The organism is Sphingomonas sp. IC-56, assembly GCF_021043375.1.
Taxonomy (GTDB): Bacteria; Pseudomonadota; Alphaproteobacteria; order Sphingomonadales; family Sphingomonadaceae; genus Sphingomonas.
In genome coordinates this window covers 1-20,096 of the sequence record NZ_JAJNDV010000003.1, presented here as the reverse complement: position 1 = coordinate 20,096, position 20,096 = coordinate 1, and the positions used below count along the sequence as shown (strand labels likewise).

The 20,096-nt window shown below is 67.7% G+C and carries 17 protein-coding genes; 10 read left to right on the top strand and 7 right to left on the bottom strand.

Annotation, left to right across the window (positions count from 1 at the left end; genetic code table 11):
• Positions 1-5: 5 nt before the first annotated feature.
• Entirely contained in the window at positions 6-2,465 is a 2,460-nt protein-coding gene (locus LQ953_RS04950; protein ID WP_231029575.1) for a DUF2339 domain-containing protein, read from the bottom strand.
• Positions 2,466-2,643: 178 nt separating this feature from the next.
• Here LQ953_RS04950 and LQ953_RS04945 point away from each other — a divergent pair, with 178 nt between their 5' ends.
• Both LQ953_RS04945 and dapF read left to right on the top strand, forming a co-directional pair.
• Positions 2,644-3,306, top strand: a complete 663-nt coding sequence (locus LQ953_RS04945) for a glutathione S-transferase family protein (RefSeq protein WP_231029574.1) — start codon at positions 2,644-2,646, stop codon at positions 3,304-3,306.
• A gap of 124 nt (positions 3,307-3,430) precedes the next feature.
• Positions 3,431-4,384 carry a diaminopimelate epimerase gene (gene dapF, locus LQ953_RS04940; RefSeq protein WP_231029573.1) on the top strand — a complete coding sequence of 318 codons (954 nt, stop codon included), beginning with the start codon at positions 3,431-3,433 and terminating at the stop codon, positions 4,382-4,384.
• Between the two features lie 200 nt (positions 4,385-4,584).
• Here the strand turns inward: dapF and LQ953_RS04935 are convergent, their stop codons facing one another.
• From LQ953_RS04935 to LQ953_RS04925, 3 genes are all read right to left on the bottom strand, one after another.
• Positions 4,585-5,499, bottom strand: a complete 915-nt coding sequence (locus tag LQ953_RS04935) for a hypothetical protein (RefSeq protein ID WP_231029572.1) — start codon at positions 5,497-5,499, stop codon at positions 4,585-4,587.
• Between the two features lie 81 nt (positions 5,500-5,580).
• Positions 5,581-5,967, bottom strand: coding sequence for a response regulator transcription factor (locus tag LQ953_RS04930; RefSeq protein ID WP_231029571.1), 387 nt, complete (start codon positions 5,965-5,967; stop codon positions 5,581-5,583).
• Position 5,968: 1 nt separating this feature from the next.
• On the bottom strand, positions 5,969-6,337 hold the full coding sequence (locus LQ953_RS04925; RefSeq protein ID WP_231029570.1) for a response regulator: 369 nt from the start codon (positions 6,335-6,337) through the stop codon (positions 5,969-5,971).
• Positions 6,338-6,522: 185 nt separating this feature from the next.
• Here LQ953_RS04925 and LQ953_RS04920 point away from each other — a divergent pair, with 185 nt between their 5' ends.
• On the top strand, positions 6,523-9,066 hold the full coding sequence (locus LQ953_RS04920; protein ID WP_330999378.1) for an ATP-binding protein: 2,544 nt from the start codon (positions 6,523-6,525) through the stop codon (positions 9,064-9,066).
• A 161-nt stretch (positions 9,067-9,227) separates the two neighbouring features.
• On the opposite strand, the gene LQ953_RS04910 is transcribed toward LQ953_RS04920, so the two are convergent.
• Both LQ953_RS04910 and LQ953_RS04905 read right to left on the bottom strand, forming a co-directional pair.
• A complete protein-coding gene (locus LQ953_RS04910; protein WP_231029569.1) occupies positions 9,228-9,932 on the bottom strand; it encodes a Crp/Fnr family transcriptional regulator in 705 nt (234 codons plus the stop codon).
• 15 nt (positions 9,933-9,947) lie between these two features.
• Positions 9,948-10,700, bottom strand: a complete 753-nt coding sequence (locus LQ953_RS04905; RefSeq protein ID WP_231029568.1) for a sensor histidine kinase — start codon at positions 10,698-10,700, stop codon at positions 9,948-9,950.
• A gap of 184 nt (positions 10,701-10,884) precedes the next feature.
• On the opposite strand from LQ953_RS04905, the gene LQ953_RS04900 reads away from it, so the two are divergent.
• Together LQ953_RS04900 and LQ953_RS04895 are read left to right on the top strand one after the other, a co-directional pair.
• A complete protein-coding gene (locus tag LQ953_RS04900) occupies positions 10,885-13,122 on the top strand; it encodes a CheR family methyltransferase (RefSeq protein WP_231029567.1) in 2,238 nt (745 codons plus the stop codon).
• 89 nt (positions 13,123-13,211) lie between these two features.
• A complete protein-coding gene (locus tag LQ953_RS04895) occupies positions 13,212-13,412 on the top strand; it encodes a hypothetical protein (protein ID WP_231029566.1) in 201 nt (66 codons plus the stop codon).
• A 235-nt stretch (positions 13,413-13,647) separates the two neighbouring features.
• Here LQ953_RS04895 and LQ953_RS04890 read toward each other — a convergent pair whose 3' ends face one another.
• The gene (locus LQ953_RS04890) at positions 13,648-14,661 is read right to left on the bottom strand and encodes a chemotaxis protein CheB (RefSeq protein ID WP_231029565.1); all 1,014 of its coding nucleotides are present in this window, start codon (positions 14,659-14,661) and stop codon (positions 13,648-13,650) included.
• 119 nt (positions 14,662-14,780) lie between these two features.
• On the opposite strand from LQ953_RS04890, the gene LQ953_RS04885 reads away from it, so the two are divergent.
• The 5 genes from LQ953_RS04885 to LQ953_RS04865 all read left to right on the top strand — a co-directional run bounded on the left by LQ953_RS04885 (position 14,781) and on the right by LQ953_RS04865 (position 19,909).
• Positions 14,781-16,583, top strand: coding sequence for a sensor histidine kinase (locus LQ953_RS04885; protein WP_231029564.1), 1,803 nt, complete (start codon positions 14,781-14,783; stop codon positions 16,581-16,583).
• A complete protein-coding gene (locus LQ953_RS04880) occupies positions 16,576-16,959 on the top strand; it encodes a response regulator (RefSeq protein WP_231029563.1) in 384 nt (127 codons plus the stop codon). Before LQ953_RS04885 ends, LQ953_RS04880 begins: the two co-directional genes overlap by 8 nt.
• Positions 16,960-17,397: 438 nt before the next feature.
• Entirely contained in the window at positions 17,398-17,910 is a 513-nt protein-coding gene (locus tag LQ953_RS04875; protein ID WP_231029562.1) for a hypothetical protein, read from the top strand.
• A complete protein-coding gene (locus tag LQ953_RS04870; RefSeq protein WP_231029561.1) occupies positions 17,891-19,207 on the top strand; it encodes a DNA-packaging protein in 1,317 nt (438 codons plus the stop codon). The genes LQ953_RS04875 and LQ953_RS04870 overlap by 20 nt, the downstream gene beginning before the upstream one ends.
• 33 nt (positions 19,208-19,240) lie before the next feature.
• Positions 19,241-19,909, top strand: coding sequence for a spermidine synthase (locus LQ953_RS04865; RefSeq protein ID WP_231029560.1), 669 nt, complete (start codon positions 19,241-19,243; stop codon positions 19,907-19,909).
• Positions 19,910-20,096 lie beyond the last annotated feature (187 nt).

The window sequence follows — 20,096 nt, the reverse complement described above, 5'->3', positions numbered from 1 at the left end:
GATCCTCAAGCCGATTGCGAAACGGCGGTGTCGGATTCCGGCGCCGCCGTTTTCGTATGCGTGCCAAGGAACCGGTTATACGCCCAGCCGATGCCGATCAGCGCAATGCCGAGCGCCAGGAACGACAGGATGCGTAGCACGCCGTCCAACGCGGCGGCGTCGACCAGGAAGACCTTGAAGGTGACGGCAGTCAGCAAGGCAAGGCCGGCGATGCGAAGGTCGCGCGCGCCGGTGGTGATGCCGCGCCACAGCCAGAATAGAGCCGTGCCGAGCAGCACGGCCGAATAGCCGCCATTCTCCGCGGTCGAGACCGGGCCGGTCATCAGGCTGCCATGCGCGACCTGGCGCACTGCGGCGAGCAGCGCGACCAGGGTTGCGAGCGCGGCACCGATGCGGATCGGGCGGGTTGGCGCGAGCGTCCACAGCCAGGCGGCGACCGCCGCGGCGTGGAGCACGGCGGCGTTGAGCAGCGGGATGCCGCCCACTTGCTGCGGCACGAACACCGGTGACAGCAGCAACAGGTCGAACCACACGAACCGGGCGAGGCCGAGCGTAAGCAGCACGCCGCCCAAGCTGGGGAACTGGTTCTTGCGCAGCAGCAGCCAGCCAGCGGCTAGGCATGCTTGCGTCAGCAGCGCGCGTTCGAGGAAGCCGGCGGCGGTGAATTGCTCGAGCGTGGCGATGGCGAGCGGCTGTTTGGCGAGCGCGTAGAGGAGCAGCACGGCGACTACGATCGCGATGCTGCCGACCGGGCGGCGGGCTTTGCCCAGCATGCGCGGGTCGAGCAGGCTGCCGACCAGCGCGGCGGTGGGCAGCGCGAGGGTGCGCAGCAACAGGTCAGCTTGCGGCAGCCGCAGATAGGGCAGGCGATCGCCCATCACTGAGGCTGCGACGAGTTCGGTGAGCGCGAGCAGCGGCAGCCCGGCGGCGATTAGCGCTGCGACGAAGGGCAGGGCGGGGAGTTTGAACAGGCTGGGCGCTTCGGCTTTGCGGGCCCAGGCGGCGAGGCCGAGGATCGCCAGCGCGAGCGGGAGGGACAGCCACGCGTCAGGCAGGAACTGGGCGAGGCCGAGCACGCCGAGCAGCGCAGTGGTGAGGCTGGCGAGCGCCAGCACCGGGTCGTTTGCTGCCGTGCGGCGGCGCCAGGCGAGCGAGGCGCAGGCAGCGGCGGCGAGGAGTTCGAGCACGCCCCAGGCGGGGGCTGCAAGCAGCGAGGGCGCGGCGGCGTGGGCGATGAGCAGCGGGCCGGCGGTGCCGCCCAGCGCAAGCCCGGCCCAGCGCGCGTCGCGGGTGGCGAGGTAATGGCCGGGCAGTGCGAAGAGCAGCGTGGCGACGATGGCCGCGACCGGGGTCGCGCTGCGTTCGGGCTGGACCAGCGCGAGGGCTTCGAGGACGAGCAGGAAGCCGAGCGCGGCGAGTGCGCCGGGCAGGTAGAGCGGTTCGCGCCAGGAGAGGAAAATTGCAGCGGCGGCGAGGACGAGATAGAAGCTCCAGGCAAGCGCGCCGAATTCGAGCGAGGGGGCGAGCGCCACCAGCTGGATGAAGCCGGCGACCAGCGGGGCGAGGCGCAGCCACGGGTTGCGGGTGCCGGTGGCGGGCAGCGCGACGCTGGCGCAGGCGGCGAGCAGCATGGTGAAGGCGCCGACCGCCGAGAGTTCCTCAGGCCGGTCCACGAGCGCGGCGATGAGGAAGTTGATCCAGCCAAAGCCGGCAACGGCGGCGGCGAGCGCCAGCCAGCCCCAGCCGCGGCGGATGGCGAGGCCGAACAGCGCGGCGATGAACAAGGCGAGATAGACGAGCAGCGGGCCGATGCCGGCGGCGTCGAACCCGGCGAGGAGCGGCGCGACGAAGCCGCCGACCAGCGCCATCGCGGCGGTGGGTGGACCGTGGCGGAGTGCGAGCGCCATGGCGCCGCCGGTGACGACCACCACCAGCACGAAGGCGGTTAGCGGGCTGAGCAGTTGGTAGAGCGCGGCGGCCATGTAGAGCGTGCCGTAGAGGCTGGCGATGCCGGCGCCGGCCAGCGCCTGGGCAACGCGGGGGTCATCTCTAGTTGCCGAAAAGCCGCGCACGGCTTCGCTGGCGGCGATCAGGATCAGGCCGAACAGCGCCGCCAGCACGGTGCGGGTGCCGGGGCCGAGCAGGCCGCTTTCGATCGAATAGCGCACCAGGAAGAAGCCAGCGAGCACCAGCGCGGCGCCGCCGATCCAGATTGGCAAGCGGCCGCCGATCAGCGATTCGAGGCTGGGGCGTGGCTCTGCGGCGGGTAGAGGTGCGGGCTTGGGCGAGGGGTCCGGGGCGGGCGGCGGGGGCGTTTGCGACGCCAGCGCGCGCGCATCATCCTCAGCGATGCGGGCGGCCAGCGCGGCGCGGGCGGCGGCCGGCTCTGGCGCGGCGATGGGCGCGAGGCCGCGGCTTTCGATCTCGGCAAGGCGGGACTCGACGCGGGCCAAGTCCTGTTCCACATTCCGAAGCCTTCGCAGGATCGAAATAACGGCCGCGAGGGCCCCAAGGGCGATGAGGAGCGTGAGCGCGTTCACTTAACGGCTTGTGGCACAGCGGAATGCCCCTGTCGCGGGGCATGGCGTAGAGGCCGGCTCGATGGGGGCGTCGCGTCGGTCATGCTTGCGAGAGGAATGCCTGATGATCGTATTTGGTTCGACGCTGTCGCCCTATGTGCGCAAGGTAATGGTGTTCGGCGCGGAAAAGGGGCTGACGCTGGAGTTAAAACCGGCGGGGATGGGCCGCGGCGGGGAGGATTTCGCAGCGGCCAGTCCGTTCGGGAAGATGCCGGGGTTTCAGGACGGCGACTTTCGGATTTCGGACTCCACCGCGATCGTCACCTATCTGGAAGCCAAGTTCCCGCAACCGGCGCTGATCCCGGCATCGCCCGAGGATCGGGCGCGCACGATCTGGTTTGACGAGTTTGCCGACACGCTGATGATGACCGCGGGCAGCGCGATCTTTGGCGAGCGCTTCGTGCGGCCGCGGGTGCTGAAGCAGCCGGGGGATGCGCAGGCGGCGGATCGGGCGGAGCAGGAATTGCTGCCGCCCTTGTTCGACTATCTGGAGGGGGTGGTGCCAGAGGACGGGTATCTGGTGGGCGGCGGGCTGACACTGGCCGACATTGCGGTGGCCAGTCCGCTGGCGACGCTGGGGTGCATCGGGGTGGCGGCGTGCGAGGACCGGTATCCGCGCACGGCGGCGTGGCTGAAGCGGATACTGGCGCGGCCGAGCTTTGCGGAGATCGTCGCCAGGGATGCGGCGCTGGTGGCGGCGCTGGGTGGGCCGAGATTGGCGGCCTAGTCTCGCGTCCGCTTTTTCCCCGGTAGAAGAAGAAGCGGGATCCCGGCTCAAGGCCGGGATGACGGGGTGGTAATCAGCAAGGGAATTGGTGGCCAATTGCGGAGGGGCCGCTTACATCGCTCGCATGCAGTTCTCCTTCATCAAGTGCCATGGATCGGGCAACGACTTCCCGCTGATCGACGCGCGCGCGCTGTCGCTAAGTGATGCCGGATGGGCGGGCGTGGCGCGGGCGTTGGCGGATCGCGACGGGCCGGTCGGGGGCGACGGGTTGCTGCTGCTCACGACCGGCGATGAAGACTGTGCGTTCGGGATGCGGATGTTCAATTCCGATGGCTCGGAGGCCGAGACGTGCCTTAACGGGCTGCGCTGCACCGCTCGGCTGGGGTTCGAGGTGCTGGGGCTGGAGCAGGCCACGGTGCGGCTGAAGACCAGCGTGGCGCAGGTCGCGCGCGATGCCGAGCTGGCGCCCGGCGTGGCAACGGTGCGAACGGTGGTGGGACCCAATTCGGTCGCCGCTGCCGATGTGGGGCTGCGCATCGAGGCGGAACAGGTCATCGAGGCGGTGGTGCCCGGACTGCCGAGCGCGCGGGCGTTCACGGCCGTGGCGATGCCCAACCCGCATCTGGTGACCTTTGTCGACGCAGTGGACGAGGAAGAACTGGTGTCGCTGGGTAGCTGGTGCGAGGGCGCGCCGGCGCTGATCCCGGCGCGGGCGAACGTGTCGTTCGTGGAAGTGCGCAGAGACGCGGACCTGTTCGTGCGGACGTTCGAGCGGGGCGTGGGGCTCACCAACAGCTGCGGCAGCGCGATGGCGGCGTCGGTGCTGGCGGCCGGGCTGACCGGGCGCGTGCCGTTCGATGCGCAAGTGCGGGTGTTCAACAAGGGTGGGCTGGTGCGCGGACGGGCAAGCGCTGACCGGGTCGTGACGATCTCGGGCAATGCCACCTTCCTGTACGACGCCAGCGTCCAGGTGGATGTCGCGGCGGGGCGTGCCGAGGTGCCGGTGATGCATGCGCGGCGCGAGGATGAGGCGGCGGCATGGCGTGCAGCGGTGGCGGGGCTGGCTTCCGCCTCCTAGGCGCGAGCATCTGGACGCGCTGTTGCCATCCCGGCCTTGAGCCGGGTTCCCGCTTCTTCCGGCGTTTCGAAGGCAGCGGATTCTGGCTCAAGGCCGGGGACGAAGAATGGAGCCCCGGTGGTCGGCACCAGGCGGTGAGCACGCCGATCTGAGACGATCGCTGCGCCTGATGCCGGGTGCACAACGCAATCGCGGCGGGATCAGTGCTTCGCGGCTTGTTCGACCTGACGCGCGACTTCGCGGCTCATGTCGTCGCGCTGTGCACCAGCCCATTGGGCGTCGTTCTTTTCGCGGTAGAGCCCGCGCAGGATGCCGAGATCCCAGCGGGACAGAGTCGCGCTGGTCGAGGCCGGATCGAGCAAGGTGAGGATCGTCGGCACAGTGGCCGCGGCGATGAGGCGCGACGGATCGGTCGCGGCGAAGGCGCGCATCGCCGCATAATCCGCCAGCTGTGTTGTGGTGCGTCCGTCGATGGCGTCGCCTTCGACCACCACGATCGAGGCGAGAAATTCGCTGCGCGTGGCGGGCTTTATCCGCGAGGCGTAAGTCGTGGTCCGGGTCGCAATGCCGGTGGAGCCATACGTCACAGAGGGGTTGCCATCCAGTGGGATCAGCGAACCGTCCGCACTCATGGTGATGCCTGGAACCTGCCAGGCGGCGACTGGACCTGGCGTCTCGATGAGCTTTCGCGCCTGCAGCTTGGTCATGCCCCAGAAGAAGCTTGGATATTCCTCAAGAACCGCCCGCATGAAGGCGACCTTGTCCGTCGTAACGATCACCATGACATTGGGACGGCAATCGGCGTCGGCCACCAGCATGTCCGCCGCCTTGGCCACGCGACGAAGGCGGGCGACGACCTTTTCCTGCGCTCCTTGCGGAAGCCCCACCACCGCCGGGCACACGCCCTGTTCGAAGCGGCTGAGCTGTCGCGTGTGAGGTTGGGCGGTAACCGCCCCGACAAAGTCTCGGATGTCCTTCTTCAGGTTCTTGCGGCCCTCCACCAGGACCTGCTGCGTGTCGGCATTGCCCGACCGCTCCTGCGCCGCCGCAGGCAAGGCGAGCGCAAGTCCTGCAAAGTAGATAAAAGCACGAAGTTTCTCGACTCGCATGGTCATTACTCCCGCATCATCCTGCTTTTGTTATCAAGCAGAGAGACGAATCGCCAGAGGGTGTAGAACCGAGCTCTGACGTGGAGATCATTCGGCCTTGCGGAAGCTGTTCTGGCGCAGGACGCCGGCTACTCGGTCGACCAGTTCTTCGGGGGTGAAGGGTTTCACCAGGTAATCGTTGGCGCCTGCGCCCATGGCTTCGTCGATCGCGTCCTCGCCGCCGGTGGCGCTGAGCATCAGCACGGGGGTGAGGTAGAGCTGGGGGAGTTGGCGCAGGGCGCGGAGGATCTCCAGGCCCTGCATGCCCGGGAGCTTGCGGTCGAGGATCACCAGGTCGGGTTTCTTGAAGGCGATGGTGTCGTAGCCGAGCGTGCCGTGGGCGATCACGCCGACGAGGTGGCCGGCTTGGGTCAGGATTTTCTGGACGGCGTCGCCCACGATGGTGTCGTCTTCGACATAGATGATGCGGGCCATGTCAGTTTTTGGCCAGCATCTGGTCGACGCGGAAAACGAGTTCGTCGGGATCGAAGGGCTTTTTCATATATTCATTGGCGCCGGCGAAGCGGGCGAGTTCTTCGTCGCGGGGGGAGCGGCGGGCGGTGAGCATCATCACCGGCAGATCGGCCAACTCGTTGATTTTACGTAATTCCTGCACCAGCAGCACGCCAGAGAGCCCGGGCATGTTGCAATCCAGGATTACCAGATCGGGCCGGCGCGCCTTGATCACGGCAAGCGCCTGCGCGCCATCGGTGACGAGGCCCGCCCCGTGGCCGGCGGCAATTAGCGCGTCGCGCGCGACTTCCCCCACGATTTCGTCGTCATCGGCGATGATGATGCGTGCCATTCGTTCTGCAGACCCGTTTTTGTTCTTGTTACGCGTTACCCGCGCTTTGCCGCATTATACGCGGTTTGCGCAGGGACGACGACGCTTCATCCGTGGATTTAGATGCATCGGCCCGGCGCAAACCCGCAGCGCGGCAGGGTTAACCCGCTATAAGGCCTAAAGGTAGAGTGACGGCGAGGGGCCGGGTGAAAGAATTGTCCAAGCGGCGCACGCTGATCCTGTTGATCAACGGGTTGCTGATGCTGTTGTTCTGCGCAGGCTCGGGCCTGTGGCTGGCGGTGCAGAAATATCAGGCCGACACCTGGGTGCGGCACACATCCGAAGTGCGGCACGAGCTGTCACGCGTGCGTATTCTGGCGCTGCGGGTCGAAGTGCTGCGGCGCGGCTATCTGTTGACCGGTGACCCGCAAAGCCGGGTCCAGGCGGAAGCGGTCGCAGGAAGGATGCTGCGCGAGCTTCAGGCGCTGGAAGCGATGGTTGCCGACAATCCGGCGCAGCAGGCGCGTCTGGTCAAGGTCGAGAAGCTGCTGCGCGAGCGGTTGGACGAGACCCGCCAGACGATTGCGCTGAAGGCGGCAGGGCGCGACGCCGAGGCCGTGGCGCTGATCCGATCCGACCTGAGCCGCAAGCGGCTGGAGCAGTGGGTGGCGCTGATCGAGGCTGCGGAGGGGAGCGAGCAGGCGCTGCTGGCCAAGCGGCAGAAGCGGTCCACCGATTACCAGGAACCGGTGCAGGTCGCGTTCGCCCTGAGCGGGCTGCTGGTGCTGGTGCTGGCGCTGGTAATCGCGCGGGAACGGCGCGAGCGGGTGGACGCGCTGGCCGCGGCCAATGCGCGGCTGCAAAACGACATTGCGCGGCGCGAAGTGGTGGAAGCGCAGCTGGCGATGCTGGCGGAGAACGCGACCGACGCGGTGCTGCGCGTCGACCTGGCGGGACTGTGCACCTATGCCTCGCCGTCCAGCGCGCAGGTGCTGGGCGCGCCGTGCGAGGCGCTGATCGGGCTGCCGATGGGCGTGGGCACCGGTGCGCATGTCGAGGATCGCGCCGAGCTGATCGAGTTCCACCATCTGCTGGCGTCGGGCGAGATCGAGCGCGGGGTCCTCACTTATCGCGCGCAGAAGCTGAACGGCGAAGGCGGCGAGATCTGGATCGAGGCGCATAGCGGGCTGGTGCGCGACGAGGCCGGGCAGCCGATGGAGATACTGGCGTCGCTGCGCGACGTGACCGAGCGCAAGCGGATGGAGCTGGAGCTGGAGGCCGCGCGGGTGCGGGCCGAAGCGGCGGCGAGTGCCAAGTCGAGCTTCCTGGCCAATATGAGCCACGAGATCCGCACGCCGATGAACGGGGTGCTGGGCTTTGCCGACCTGCTGCTCCACGACGATCTGCGCCCCGAACAGCAGCGCCACGTCCAGCTGATCGTGGATTCGGGCAAGGCGATGATGCGGCTGCTGAACGACATCCTGGACCTGTCCAAGATCGAGGCGGGGCAGATGCAGATCGCCCCCGAGCGCGTGGATGTGCGCCACGCGCTGCACAATTGCTTCAAGCTGATCCGCCCGGCGGCCGAGCAGAAGAAGCTGGAACTGTGCTTCGACATCGCGCCCGAGCTGCCCCCCTTTGTGCAGATCGACGGATTGCGGCTGCGCCAGATCGTGCTGAACCTGTTGGGCAACGCCGTGAAGTTCACCCAGACCGGCGGCGTGACGCTGCGCGCGCGCCATGCCGCGGGCGTGGAGGGTGTCGATCACGACACGCTGGAGATCCGGGTGACGGACACCGGGGTCGGCATCGCGCCCGAGCGGCTGGCGGCGATCTTCGAACAGTTCGTGCAGGCGGAGAACTCCACGGCCCAGCGCTTTGGCGGCACCGGGCTGGGCCTGGCGATCAGCCGGCAGCTGTCCGAGCTGATGGGCGGCACACTGCGCGTCGAGAGCGAGCTGGGGCGTGGCACAAGCTTTACGCTGCACCTGCCGCTGGTGGCGGCCGCAGGGCCGGGCGATGCGGCGCAGCCGGTAGCGGCGGAGGGTGCGGCGGCGCGGCCGCTGCACGTGCTGCTGGCCGAGGATCATGACGTCAACCAGGCGCTGATGCAGGCGATGCTGGCGCAGCTGGGCCACAAGGTGACGACGGTGGAGGACGGGGCGCAGGCGGTGCGCGCGGTGTGCGGCGCGGCGAATGCCGGTGACGCGTTCGACCTGGTGCTGATGGACATGCAGATGCCGGTGATGGACGGCGTGGAGGCGACGCGGGCGCTGCGCCGCGCGGGCGAGACGCTGCCGATCCTGGCGCTGACCGCCAACGCCTATGCCGACGACATTGCCGCGTGCCTGGACGCGGGGATGCAGGCGCATCTGGCCAAGCCGGTGCAGCTGTCGCAACTGGCGCAGGCGATCGCGCAGTGGACGCCGGTGGCGGCGGGAGCGACCCCGGCAGTGCCGGTGGCGGCCAAGCTGGCGATCGATCCCAAGCTTCAGGCGCGGTACGAGGCGCGCAAGGCCGAGCTGCTGGCATGCGCCGAGCGGATCAGCGCGGCGAGCAGCTTTGGCGATGTGGAGATCGAGGAGCTGCGCGCGCTGCTCCACAAGCTGGCCGGATCGGCGGGGATGTTCCGCCAGATGCAATTGGGCGAGCGCGCCGCCGAGCTGGAGGACGCGCTGGAAGCGGCGCCGGTGGAGGCCCGGCGGGCGCTGGTGCACCAGGTGGAAGAGGCGCTGCGGCGGGCGGCCTAGGCCCATGCCGGTTCAGATGCTGGTGCGAGCGCAGCGAGCCGGCACCGCTTTGAAGAAGGGAAAAGGCCGGGCATCGAGCCCGCCCTTTTCCACACCCGCCCCTAACCCCTCCCTTTCAGGGAGGGGAACGCTGATGTCGATACATCCTAGCCCTTGGGGGCTCAGCGGGTGCGGTAGTCCACCAGGGCGGCGAGTTGCTCGGGATCGGCGAGGCGCACGGTGCCGCTGCGCAGGTCCAGCACGCCGTCGCGGCGCATCGATTGCAGGGTGCGGTTGATGTGGACGCTGGTGAGGCCGAGCGTGTCGGCGAGCACTTCCTGCGTGAGCGGCATGGGGAAGCTGTTGCCGCTGGCGAGACCGGCGGCGGCGAGGCGTTCGCGCATTTCGAGCAGCCAGTCGGCGAGGCGTTCATAGGCGCTCAGCCGGCCGAGGCGGGCGATCTGGCGGTATAGCTGCGCGGACTCCAGCGCGGCGGCGGCGGCATAGGCGCGGGCAAGGCCGGTGCCGGGTGCTGCGGCGGGGGCAGGCACCAATGTGACTTCGCTGACCGCCATCACCGAGGTAGGGGCGGGCGCGTCACCATGGTGCCAGCTGCCGATCAGGTCGCCGGGAAGCACCAGGCCAAGGAGCTGGCGGCGGCCGTCGGAGAAGGTGCGCACGCGCGCGGCCCAGCCCGAAAGGACCAGCAAGGGCGTGCCGGCCGGCTTGCCTTCGCCCTGGATCTCACGATGGGCAGCGAAACGGCGGCGCTCAAGCTCGGCATCGCGCAGCGCGGCGTGATCGGCGTCGGACAGCGGCGCGAGGTTCGACAACCGCGTGATCGCCGCGGCGAACAAGGAAGAGTGCGGCTTGAGAGCGATATTCATAACCCGTGCAACGCCTTACCTGCCAACTTGGTTCTCCGAGTCGGGGGCATCAGTATCCCAGAGCGGGACGTGGATGTCGCATGAAACCGTGCCGGGCAGGATCCGGAACGCGGTTTCGGCGCCGATCTGATAGGGAAGCGCCTGTTCGATGAACTCGCGGCCAAACCCCTGGCGCAGCGGTGCGGCGCCGAGCACGGCCATGCCGCGTTCTTCCCACGAAAAGCAGAAGTTGCCGTCCTTCACGCCCCAACGGATCGCCAGCGTTCCGCGGTCGGGCGGAAGCGAGAGGGTGCCGAACTTGATCGAATTGGTGGCGAGTTCGTGGATCGCGAGGCCGAGCAGCTGGGCGATGTCGCCGGGGACGCGGATCTCGGCGCCCTCGCACGTCACGCGCGGATCGTGCGACGCCTGCACGCTTTGCAGTTCGTCATGCACCATGTTTTCGAAGTCGAGCAGTCCGCGCGGATCCGACCCGCGTGGGACCTGATAGCGGGAGAGGACGTCGAGACGGCCGTTGAAATGATTGGCGGCCTCCTCAAGATCGTCGCTCACCGCGACCGTGCGCGCGAAGATCGAGCGGATGATGGCGAGCATGTTGCGCACCCGGTGCTGCAATTCGGCGCGCAAAAGCTGTTCGCGGGTGTGGTCCGCCTGTGCCCGGTCGGCGGCAGCCGCCAGGGCGCGCTTCGCCGTGGCGAGCTCCGCCTGGAGCTGTGCATCCGCCGAAAGCGGGGCGGAGGCGGAAGCGTCGCCAATGTCCTGGGTCATGCAGACGGCCGTTCTGGGTAGGAGCGCAGCAGTCACAACGTTCCGGAGCCGGGAGCGTGCCGAAGAAAAGCGACGAAGTTAACCCATCTATTTCTACGCACGCGCAATTTCGGTAGGAGTCCCCCTGGCCTAGCGCGCCGCAATCCCAGGCAATCCGCCCCGTTTTCCCCGAGACTGTTCCCCCATGGCCGAGAAAACCGCCCCCGATCCGCAGTTTGAATCGCTGCTGTCCTACATCCAGGAAAGCCGCGGGGTGGATTTCCGGGGCTATAAGCGCACCAGCCTGCGCCGGCGGATCACGCTGCGCATGGAAGCTACGGGCGCTGAGGATTTCGCAGCGTACCGCGCGCAGCTGGAAGTGCAGCCGAGCGAATTCGAGGAACTGCTCAACACGGTGCTGATCAACGTCACATCGTTTTTCCGCGATTCCGACGCATGGGACGTGCTGCGCGAACAGGTGATCCCGGGCATCCTGGAAAAGGCCGACGAGCGCGGCATCCGGGTGTGGAGCGTGGGCTGCGCATCGGGCGAGGAGCCGTTCTCGATCGCCATGCTGCTGGCCGAGGCACTGGGCGCCGCGGAATTCTGCAACCGGGTGAAGATCTATGCGACCGATCTGGACGAAGAAGCGCTCAAGACCGCGCGCCAGGCGATCTATGGCCCGCGCGAGGTGGAGAACGTGCCGCCCGAATTGCTCGAAAAGTATTTCGAGCGGACCAAGAACCATTATGTGTTTTCGCGCGAGCTGCGCAAATGCGTGATCTTTGGCCGGCACAATGTGGTGCATGACGCGCCGATCTCGCGCATCGACCTGCTCACCTGCCGCAACCTGTTGATCTATCTGGAGTCAGAGACCCAGAATGTGGTGCTGCCGCGGCTGCACTACGCGATGAAGCCCGATGGCTATCTGTTCCTGGGCAAGGCCGAGACGCAGCTGGCGCGATCGGCGCTGTTCCGGTCGATCGAGACCAAGCACCGCATCTTTGCCAAGGTGCCGCAGGAATGGCGGCGGCCGATGAGCGGGAGCTTCACCAGCAGCCGGCCGCGCATGGAGCCTTCGGGCGCCGATCCGCGGCTGCTGGAAGCGGTGATCAACGACAGCGGCACTGCGCTGCTGGCGGTCGACGAGAGTGGGGCGGTGGTGTTGGCCAATACGCCGGCACGTCACCTGCTGGGCGTGGGCGAGGCCGATATCGGGCGGCCGTTCCAGGACCTGCCGATCTCGTACCGCCCGATCGAGCTGCGCGGGCCGATCGAGGAAGCGTTCCGCCAGCGCAATCGGGTGCGGCTGGAGGACCAGGAATACCGCTTCAGCCAGAGCGAGGTGCTGCGGCTGAGCGTGGACATCCGCCCGCTCCAGCGGATGGATGGCAGCGTGCACGCGGTGCTGCTGGCGTTCCACGACCAGACCCGGCTGTTCAACCTGCAGCGCGAACTGGAATCGGCGCATCAGAGCCTGGAAACCTCCATCGAGGAACTGCAGTCGGCGAACGAGGAACTGGAGACCACCAACGAGGAGTTGCAGTCGACCAACGAGGAGTTGGAAACCACCAACGAGGAACTCCAGTCGACCAACGAGGAACTGGAAACGCTGAACGAAGAGGCGCGATCGTCCTACGAGGAGATGGAGTCAGTCAACGAGGAGCTGCGCATCCAGGCGGAGCAGGCGTCGAACTATCGGCTGTACCTGGAATCAGTGCTGCGCGCGATGAACGGCGGCGTGGTGGTGATGGACGAGAAGCGGCGCATCCTGAGCTGGAACCGGTGGAGCGAGAATGCCTGGGGGCTGCGCGCCGAGGAAGTGGCGGGCACCAGCTTCGAGGCGCTGGATATCGGCCTGCCGGTGCAGGCGCTGCGCGATACGCTGACCAGCGTGCAATATGGCGGCGAGGAACAGGCCGAGACGGTGGTGGAAGGGCTGGACCGGCGCGGGCGGCGGATCGTGTGCCGGGTGCGGGCGTCCAGCCTGCTGGACGATGCGGGCGGCGCGCAAGGGTTGGTGCTGGTGTTCCAGGACGTGACCGACGAACAGGTGCGCGAGGAATATGCCCAGCATCTGGGCGAAGTGATCAGCAGCGATCGCAACGAGATCTACCTGATCGACCGCAACACGCTGCGCTTCGTGATGACCAACGAGAGCGGCCAGGGGCGGCTGGGCTTTGCGCTGGACCATCTGAGCCGCATGACGCTGCCCGACATGATCGAGGACATGGACGCGGCGCAGGTGCACGACGCGCTGGCGCCGCTGCTGAGCGGGGCCGAGCGGCACGTGGCGTTCGAATGCGCGTTGCGCACCGCCGAAGCGCGCACGTTCCGCGGCATGGTGCGCGTCCAGACACTCGCGGACGGATTGCAGCCGATGCTGGTCCTGAGCGTGCGCGACCTGGATGACCCCGATGCACCCGCCGAGCTGGATGGCTGAACGGCAGGCGAACGGGGTCCTAACGCGCCGTTAACCGAGACCTATCTATTTGAGCGCAATCGGAAAATGCGACTCGAAGGCCGGCGCGTATGACGGACAGCAAGAAGATACTGGAGTCCGTCGCGCAGCGTACGGCGCGACTGAAGGTGCGGCTGGCGGAGACGCAGGCGGCGATCCGGCGCGGGCGCGAGGATGCCGGCGGGAGCGCTGAAGCAGTCCCGACGGAGGATGGCGAGGACGAGCGCGGCGAGGATCGCCCAAGCAATGTGCTGCCGTTCGTGCGGCGGTAGGCCTCCGTTCTTTTGTCACCCCGGCCTTGAGCCGGGGTCCCGCTGCCTTGGCCCGGTAGAAGAAGCGCGGAGCCGTCATGGCTTGGTCGGGCGTCCCGATGCCGCTGGGCTCAATCGGTAGAAGAAGAAGCGGGACCCCGGCTCGAGGCCGGGGTGACGGGGATTTCTGGCAGGCCGAGGGGGGATTCTTTCCGCGGGCATGAAGCGGGATTTCCGCCGGGGGACGGCCGGGGGCTTAGCCTTCGGCCTCGGCTTCGGGGCCGGTCTTGCGCAGGCTGGCCATTGCTTCTTCCAGCACGGCGATCAGATGTTCTGATTCCTCCGACGCATTTTCCCAGCGCTTTTCTGCGTGGCCGAGGCCGCGCAGATGGGCGTTTTCGCTCATTTGCGCGAACAAGCGGATGCGGTCGCGGTGGGTGCGCACGGCGATCCCCAGCGCGCGTTCCAGCTCGTCATTCTGCGCCGCCGCCAGCCCCAGGGGGGTGTAGGCGTGGCCGACCTGACAGCGGAAGCGCAGCTCGTCCTGCACCTTGATCTCGTTCAACACGCCGCCGCAATCGGGGCAGGAGATGCGGCTTGCCTGGCCAGGGGTGATGATATCGGGTTCTGCCACGGCGAACTCCTGTGCGGCGATGCTGTCTTCGGTAGCAAATTCCTTGGGCAGCGGGATGGAAGGCCCGGCCTCTTGCGTGACCAGGCGGGCGAGCAGCGGCGGCAAATCCCCCAGCGGCAGGGCATGGTCGACATGATCGCGCTTCAGGGCGTTGCGCGGCATGGAGGGCCATTCGGCGTCTTCGGGATGCTGAACGACCGACATGCCGCCCGCGGCCTTGATCGCGATCAGCCCCTCGGTCCCGTCGTCGAGCAGGCCGGTCAGCACCACCCCAATTACCCGCGAGCCGTAATGGACGGCGGCCGAGCGGAACAGCGCGTTCACCGCCGGGCGGGTGCGGTTCTCATACGGGCCGCGCCGCATCAGCACGCGGCCGGGGCGGATCAGGATGTGGTGATCGGGCGCGCCGACATAGATGTGCCCGGGTTCGATCTCCTGTTCGTCCACGGGCGAGAGCACCTTGAGCGGGCTGACCTTGTTCAAAAGCTGGGGGAGGACGCTGCGCGCCGAGGGCGAGATGTGCTGCGCGATGAATATGGCGGCGGGGAGATCGGCAGGTAGCGCGGCGCAAAGCCGTTGCAGCGCGTCGACGCCGCCAGCGGATGATCCAACAACAATGATGTCTTTTGTCGCCATTCGGTGCACCTTCCCTGAGCAGCAACGAATGCCCACGGCTTAGGTGCAGACCTATTGAAATAAATCGGCGACGATTCCTTTCAACGTGCGTTACATTCCTCGAAACAATCGAGAAACCTATGGCTCAGTCCGCAGACAACCACGCATCGCACCGGTTGCTCGATGAGAACGAGCAGCTTCGCACCGCGTTGGAATCCGCGCTGGAAGAGAATGCGCGGTTGGCGCAGGAGCGCGAGCGGTTGCTGCACCGCGCCGCGATGTTGTCCAGCGAGTTGCGCACTGCCCATGCCCTGACCGATACAGCCCAGCCACAGGCCGATGAAGGAGAGGCCAGTGCGGCGGTGCTGCGCCCCCAGGCGAAACAGAGTGAGGTCGAGGAAGAGTTGCGCGTGGCGCTGGAGGAATTGCAGGTCCTTACCGAGGAACTGGAAGCCGCCAATGCCAGCCTGCACGAAACCAACCGCCTGCTCGACGCGCGGGTGGAGGAGCGGACTCGACGGCTGAACCAGACCAACGAAGTGCTGCGCACCACCGAGGCTTCGTTCCGCACCATCGCCGACTTGGTCCCGGACCTGTTGTGGCGTACCGACGCGCATGGGCGGGCGACCTGGTTCAACGAACGCTGGAGCCGCTATTCGGGGCAGCTGGACGAGGAGCCGCTGGGTTGGGGCTGGCTGGACGCGGTGCATCCCGACGACCGCGACGTCGCGCGTGCCGAATGGGTGCGCGCGGTAGCCGATTGCAGCACGTTTCAGCAGGAATTCCGCCTCCGCGGTGCCGCAGGCAATTACCACTGGTTCCTGGTGCGGGCCGAACCCACGCGCAACATCGATGGGCGCATCGTCAACTGGTACGTGGCGGGGACCGATATCCATGCCCAGCGCGAGGCGTTGGAGGCGTTGCAGCAGAGCGAACTGCGCTTCCGCACGCTGGTGGAGGGGATGTCGCCGCTGGCATGGCGGTCCCGCAGCGGCGGGCACTGGACCTGGTGCAGCCGGCGATGGACCGCCTATACCGGCCAAAGCGAGCGCGACAGCCTGGACCTGGGCTGGGTGGAGATGTTCCACCCCGATGATCGCGGGGACGCGCTGGCGGCATGGGCGCGCGCCACGCTGACCGGCAGGTTCGAGCTGGAAGCGCGGCTGTTTCACCAGGAGGACGGGCGCTATCGCCATTTCCGCACGCGCGCGCTGCCCGTGCGCGGGGCCGATGGTCGGGCGCAGGAATGGCTGGGCACCTCCATCGATGTCGACGACATGGTCCAGCTGAGCGAGCAGCAGGACGTGCTGGTCACCGAATTGCAGCACCGCACCCGCAACCTGATGGCAGTGGTGCAGGCCGTGACGATGCGCACGCTCAAGGGCAGCGAGACGCTGGACGATTTCCGCCGCTGCATCGACGATCGGCTGCAGGCGCTGGCCCGCGTGCAGGGGCTGTTGTCGCGCCGCGACCTGGGGACGCGGGTGGCGTTCGACGCGCTGCTGCGCGAGGAATTGTCGGCGCATGTCGACCTGGACGGCGACGGCAAGGCCGAACAGGTCACCATCATCGGACCGCCGGGCGTGCCGCTGCGCTCCACCATCGTCCAGACGCTGGCGCTGGCGCTGCACGAGCTGGCGACCAACGCGGTTAAATATGGCGCGCTGTCATGCCCAGACGGGCGATTGCTGGTGCAATGGGACGTGCGCGAGGAAGCCGATGGACGCCGGCTGTGGGTGGATTGGCGCGAGAGCGGCGTGGCGGACATGCCGGCGCCGGGATCGCGCCCGCGCGGCGGCGGCTATGGCCGCGAGCTGATCGAACGCGCGCTACCCTATCAATTGGGCGCGCGGACCAGCTATGCCTTCGAAGCCGATGGCGTGCATTGCACGATCGAAGTAACCGTTCCCGACGAGAGCGAGTGGAGAATGACGCATGGTTGAACGAGCGCTCGACGGAATGCGGATTTTGGTGGTGGAGGACGAGTATCTGCTGGCCGACGACCTGCGCGACGCGTTGACCGAGGCGGGTGCGCAGGTGCTGGGGCCGGTGCCAAGCGTGGACGATGCGCAGGCGCTGATCGCGCGCGAGGCGGAGATCGACGCGGCGGTGCTGGACATCAACCTGCGCGGGGAGATGGTGTTTCCGGTGGCGGACGTGCTGGCGAAGCGGGGCGTGCCGTTCGCCTTTGCCACAGGCTATGACGAATGGGCGCTGCCGGAGCGGTTCGCGGGGGCGCCGCGGGTGGAAAAGCCGCTCAAGGGCGCGCGGGTGATGGCGTTGCTGGGGCCTATGCTGGAAGCTTCCGAGCAGGCTTGAGCGTTTTGGTTTGCTGCTTGCGGAGGTGAGCAGGGTTGGTTCACGCGAAGGCGCGAAGCTCGCGAAGATTTTTAGAAGAAGAGAGTGGTTCGCGCAGAGGCGCGGAGGCGCAGAGGGGGTGGTTGCCGCGTTAGCGGCAGGGATCATCTTGCGCGTGCTGCTTGCTGATCGGTTTTGGGTCTCCCGAACGATGCCGCGGGCCTAGTCGCTCTGCGCCTCTGCGCCTCTGCGCGAACCCCTTCTTCTTTGCGCCTTCGCGCCTTCGCGTGAACGATTCTCTCACCCCGCGCCTAACCAGATCGGTTAAAAGTTCTTGACATCGTCACGCTCGACTGGTACATAACAGGAACGCTGAAGAATTGCGAGTCGGGCCGAGTGGCTCGATCGAGGGTCGGAGCACCGGGGGTGCTGCGGCCCTTTTGCTTTGGGGAGAGGGTGATGGGGGAGCAGGTCGCCGGTCCGCGTAGTGGCGGGGGTGCGCAGTTGCGGGCGGATGCACGTGGGTGGACGCAGGCCAAGCGTGCGGCGTTCCTCGCGGAGCTGGCGCAGACTGCGAATGTCAGCGCGTCCGCGGCGGTGGTGGGGTTGTGTTTTCAGGGCGCCTATCAGCTGCGCAAGCGCGATCCCGGCTTCGCCGATGCTTGGGAGCAGGCGATCTGCGATGCGTATGAGACAGTGGAGATGCTGCTCTTGGAGCGCTCGATTGTCGGGCTGGGCAGTGAGGCGCCCGAGGGCGTGGACACCAGCCGGCTGGAGAAGCTGAGCGAGCGCGGCATGCTGGCGCTGCTGGGGCAGCATCGCCAGACGGTGCGCAACCGGCGCGCCAAGGCGGAGGCCGACGGGATCGGGATCCTGCGCGAGGAGCAGAGCGCGCGCGAGCGGCTGGAAAAGAAGCTGTTGGAAATGGAGCGGCGGCTGAAGGCGGACGACGATGCAGCCCGAGAAGATTGACCCGCGCTGGTCCAGGATCGAGCGGCTGTTCGACAAGCCCGAACAGCGTGAGAAGATCCTCAAGCTGCCCGAGGGGGCGACCGAGCGGCTGGAGCATCTTTGGCCCTATTGGCGACGGCCCGACCAGGCCGAGCCGGAGGGGGATTGGCGAACCTGGCTGGTGATGGCGGGGCGCGGCTTCGGCAAGACGCGGATGGGGGCGGAATGGGTGCGCGCGGCGGCCGAGCGGCATCCCGGCATCCAGATCGCGCTGGTGGGGGCGACCGACAGCGACGTGCGCCGGGTGATGGTGGAGGGGCCAAGCGGGCTGCTGGCGATCGCGCATTGGCGGCTGCGGCCGAAATGGGAGCCTTCGCTGGGGGTGCTGACCTGGCCGGGCGGGGCGCAGGCCTATGTCTATGCCGCCAGCGAACCGGAGCGGTTGCGCGGGCCCCAGCATCACATCGCCTGGGCCGACGAGATCGGGAAATGGGCGCATGCCGACGAGGCGTGGGACAATCTGATGATGACGCTGCGCATGGGGGACGCGAAGGTGATCGCGACCACCACGCCGCGGCCGATCAAGCTGGTGCGGCGGCTGGTGGCGCAGGACAAGGTTCGGAAAACCTATGGGCGCACGCGGGGCAACCGCGCGCATCTGGCCGACGCGTTCCTGGCGGGCGTGGAGGCGGATTATGCCGGCACGCGGCTAGGGCGGCAGGAGCTGGACGGCGAGCTGATCGAGGATGTCGAGGGTGCGCTGTGGACGCGCGACCTGATCGAGCGGTGCCGCGCCAGGCGGGCGCCCGAGCTGGTGCGGGTGGTGGTGGGCGTCGACCCGCCGGCGAGCGCGACCGGCGACGCGTGCGGGATCGTGGCGATGGGGCTGGGGCGCGATGGCTGCGGCTATGTGCTGGAGGATGCGAGCGTTTCGGGGCTGCGGCCCGAGGGCTGGGCGCGGGCGGTGGCGGCGTGCGTGGCGCGGCACGGGGCGGACTGCGTGGTGGCCGAGGCCAACCAAGGCGGCGACATGGTGTTGAGCGTGCTGCACAGTGCCGACGCGGGGCTGGCGGTGCGCAAGGCCCATGCCCAGGACGGGAAGGCGGCGCGGGCCGAGCCGGTGCAGCTGAAATACGAGGCGGGGCGGATCTTTCATGTCGGGGCGTTTCCCGAGCTGGAGGACGAATTGTGCGGGATGCAGATGGGCGGCGGCTATGAAGGGCCGGGGCGCTCGCCGGATCGTGCCGATGCGCTGGTCTGGGCCGCGACCGAGCTGATGCTGGGGAAAGCGCGTGGCGCGCGGATCAGCTTCCTGTAGGGGGATTTGGTCCCCAGGTTATGAGGTTTTCGGATGGTACCGCGCGAATTGCTAGACACTGCCGAGGTGCCCGGGGGCGAACCGCTGCGGCTGTTCCGGCGGGGCGGCGACTTCATGATCGTGCTGGAACGCAACGAGCTGATGAACAGCCGGATGAGCGGATCGGAAGAAGCGCTGGCCGAGATGACGATCGCGCGGCTGGGGGTGAAGGACCCGCATATCCTGATCGGCGGATATGGGATGGGCTTCACGCTCCGGAAAGCGTTGTCGCTGCTGGGACCGGACGCCGTTGTGAGCGTGGCCGAGCTGGTGCCCAAGATCATCGACTGGGCGCGCGGGCCCATGGCGGAACTGACCGCGGGCGGGCTGGACGATCCGCGCACCAATGTCGAGCTGATCGACGTGGCGCGGGCGATCGGGCGCGCGCAGGGGGTGTATGACGCGATCCTGCTCGACGTGGACAATGGCCCGGACGGGCTGACGCGTCCGGGCAATGACGGGCTGTATTCGATGACTGGGCTGAAGGTGGCCAAGGCGGCGCTGAAGCCCGGCGGCGTGCTGGCGGTGTGGTCGGCGGCGCCGGATGCGCGCTTTGCCAAGCGGATGCGCGACGCAGGGTTCGATGTCGATGAGGTTGCGGTGAAGGCGCGGCAGAACGGCAAGGGCCCGCGGCATGTGATCTGGTTTGGGGTGCGGGGGTAGGTTGCCGCTTCCTTTCGGGAAGTGACGCGCAAGGCTGCTTAGCGCCTTCCCGGAGGGGGAGGGGTAGGTGCCGCATGCCATGTCGCCCGTGGAGATTACCCCTCCACCATGCTGCGCATGGTCCCCCTCCCCCTCCGGGGGAGGATCTTTAGCGGGAGACTTGTATGAAATGGTGGGGGCGTAAGTC

What these genes read in the sequence shown, in the direction of transcription:
- LQ953_RS04905 (WP_231029568.1), bottom strand. Translation starts at nt 10,700, where the DNA reads ATGACCCAGGACATTGGCGACGCTTCCGCCTCCGCCCCGCTTTCGGCG.
- LQ953_RS04875 (WP_231029562.1), top strand. Translation starts at nt 17,398, where the DNA reads ATGGGGGAGCAGGTCGCCGGTCCGCGTAGTGGCGGGGGTGCGCAGTTG.
- dapF (WP_231029573.1), top strand. Translation starts at nt 3,431, where the DNA reads ATGCAGTTCTCCTTCATCAAGTGCCATGGATCGGGCAACGACTTCCCG.
- LQ953_RS04935 (WP_231029572.1), bottom strand. Translation starts at nt 5,499, where the DNA reads ATGACCATGCGAGTCGAGAAACTTCGTGCTTTTATCTACTTTGCAGGA.
- LQ953_RS04930 (WP_231029571.1), bottom strand. Translation starts at nt 5,967, where the DNA reads ATGGCCCGCATCATCTATGTCGAAGACGACACCATCGTGGGCGACGCC.
- LQ953_RS04865 (WP_231029560.1), top strand. Translation starts at nt 19,241, where the DNA reads ATGGTACCGCGCGAATTGCTAGACACTGCCGAGGTGCCCGGGGGCGAA.
- LQ953_RS04895 (WP_231029566.1), top strand. Translation starts at nt 13,212, where the DNA reads ATGACGGACAGCAAGAAGATACTGGAGTCCGTCGCGCAGCGTACGGCG.
- LQ953_RS04890 (WP_231029565.1), bottom strand. Translation starts at nt 14,661, where the DNA reads ATGGCGACAAAAGACATCATTGTTGTTGGATCATCCGCTGGCGGCGTC.
- LQ953_RS04880 (WP_231029563.1), top strand. Translation starts at nt 16,576, where the DNA reads ATGGTTGAACGAGCGCTCGACGGAATGCGGATTTTGGTGGTGGAGGAC.
- LQ953_RS04945 (WP_231029574.1), top strand. Translation starts at nt 2,644, where the DNA reads ATGATCGTATTTGGTTCGACGCTGTCGCCCTATGTGCGCAAGGTAATG.
- LQ953_RS04885 (WP_231029564.1), top strand. Translation starts at nt 14,781, where the DNA reads ATGGCTCAGTCCGCAGACAACCACGCATCGCACCGGTTGCTCGATGAG.
- LQ953_RS04910 (WP_231029569.1), bottom strand. Translation starts at nt 9,932, where the DNA reads ATGAATATCGCTCTCAAGCCGCACTCTTCCTTGTTCGCCGCGGCGATC.
- LQ953_RS04925 (WP_231029570.1), bottom strand. Translation starts at nt 6,337, where the DNA reads ATGGCACGCATCATCATCGCCGATGACGACGAAATCGTGGGGGAAGTC.
- LQ953_RS04900 (WP_231029567.1), top strand. Translation starts at nt 10,885, where the DNA reads ATGGCCGAGAAAACCGCCCCCGATCCGCAGTTTGAATCGCTGCTGTCC.
- LQ953_RS04870 (WP_231029561.1), top strand. Translation starts at nt 17,891, where the DNA reads ATGCAGCCCGAGAAGATTGACCCGCGCTGGTCCAGGATCGAGCGGCTG.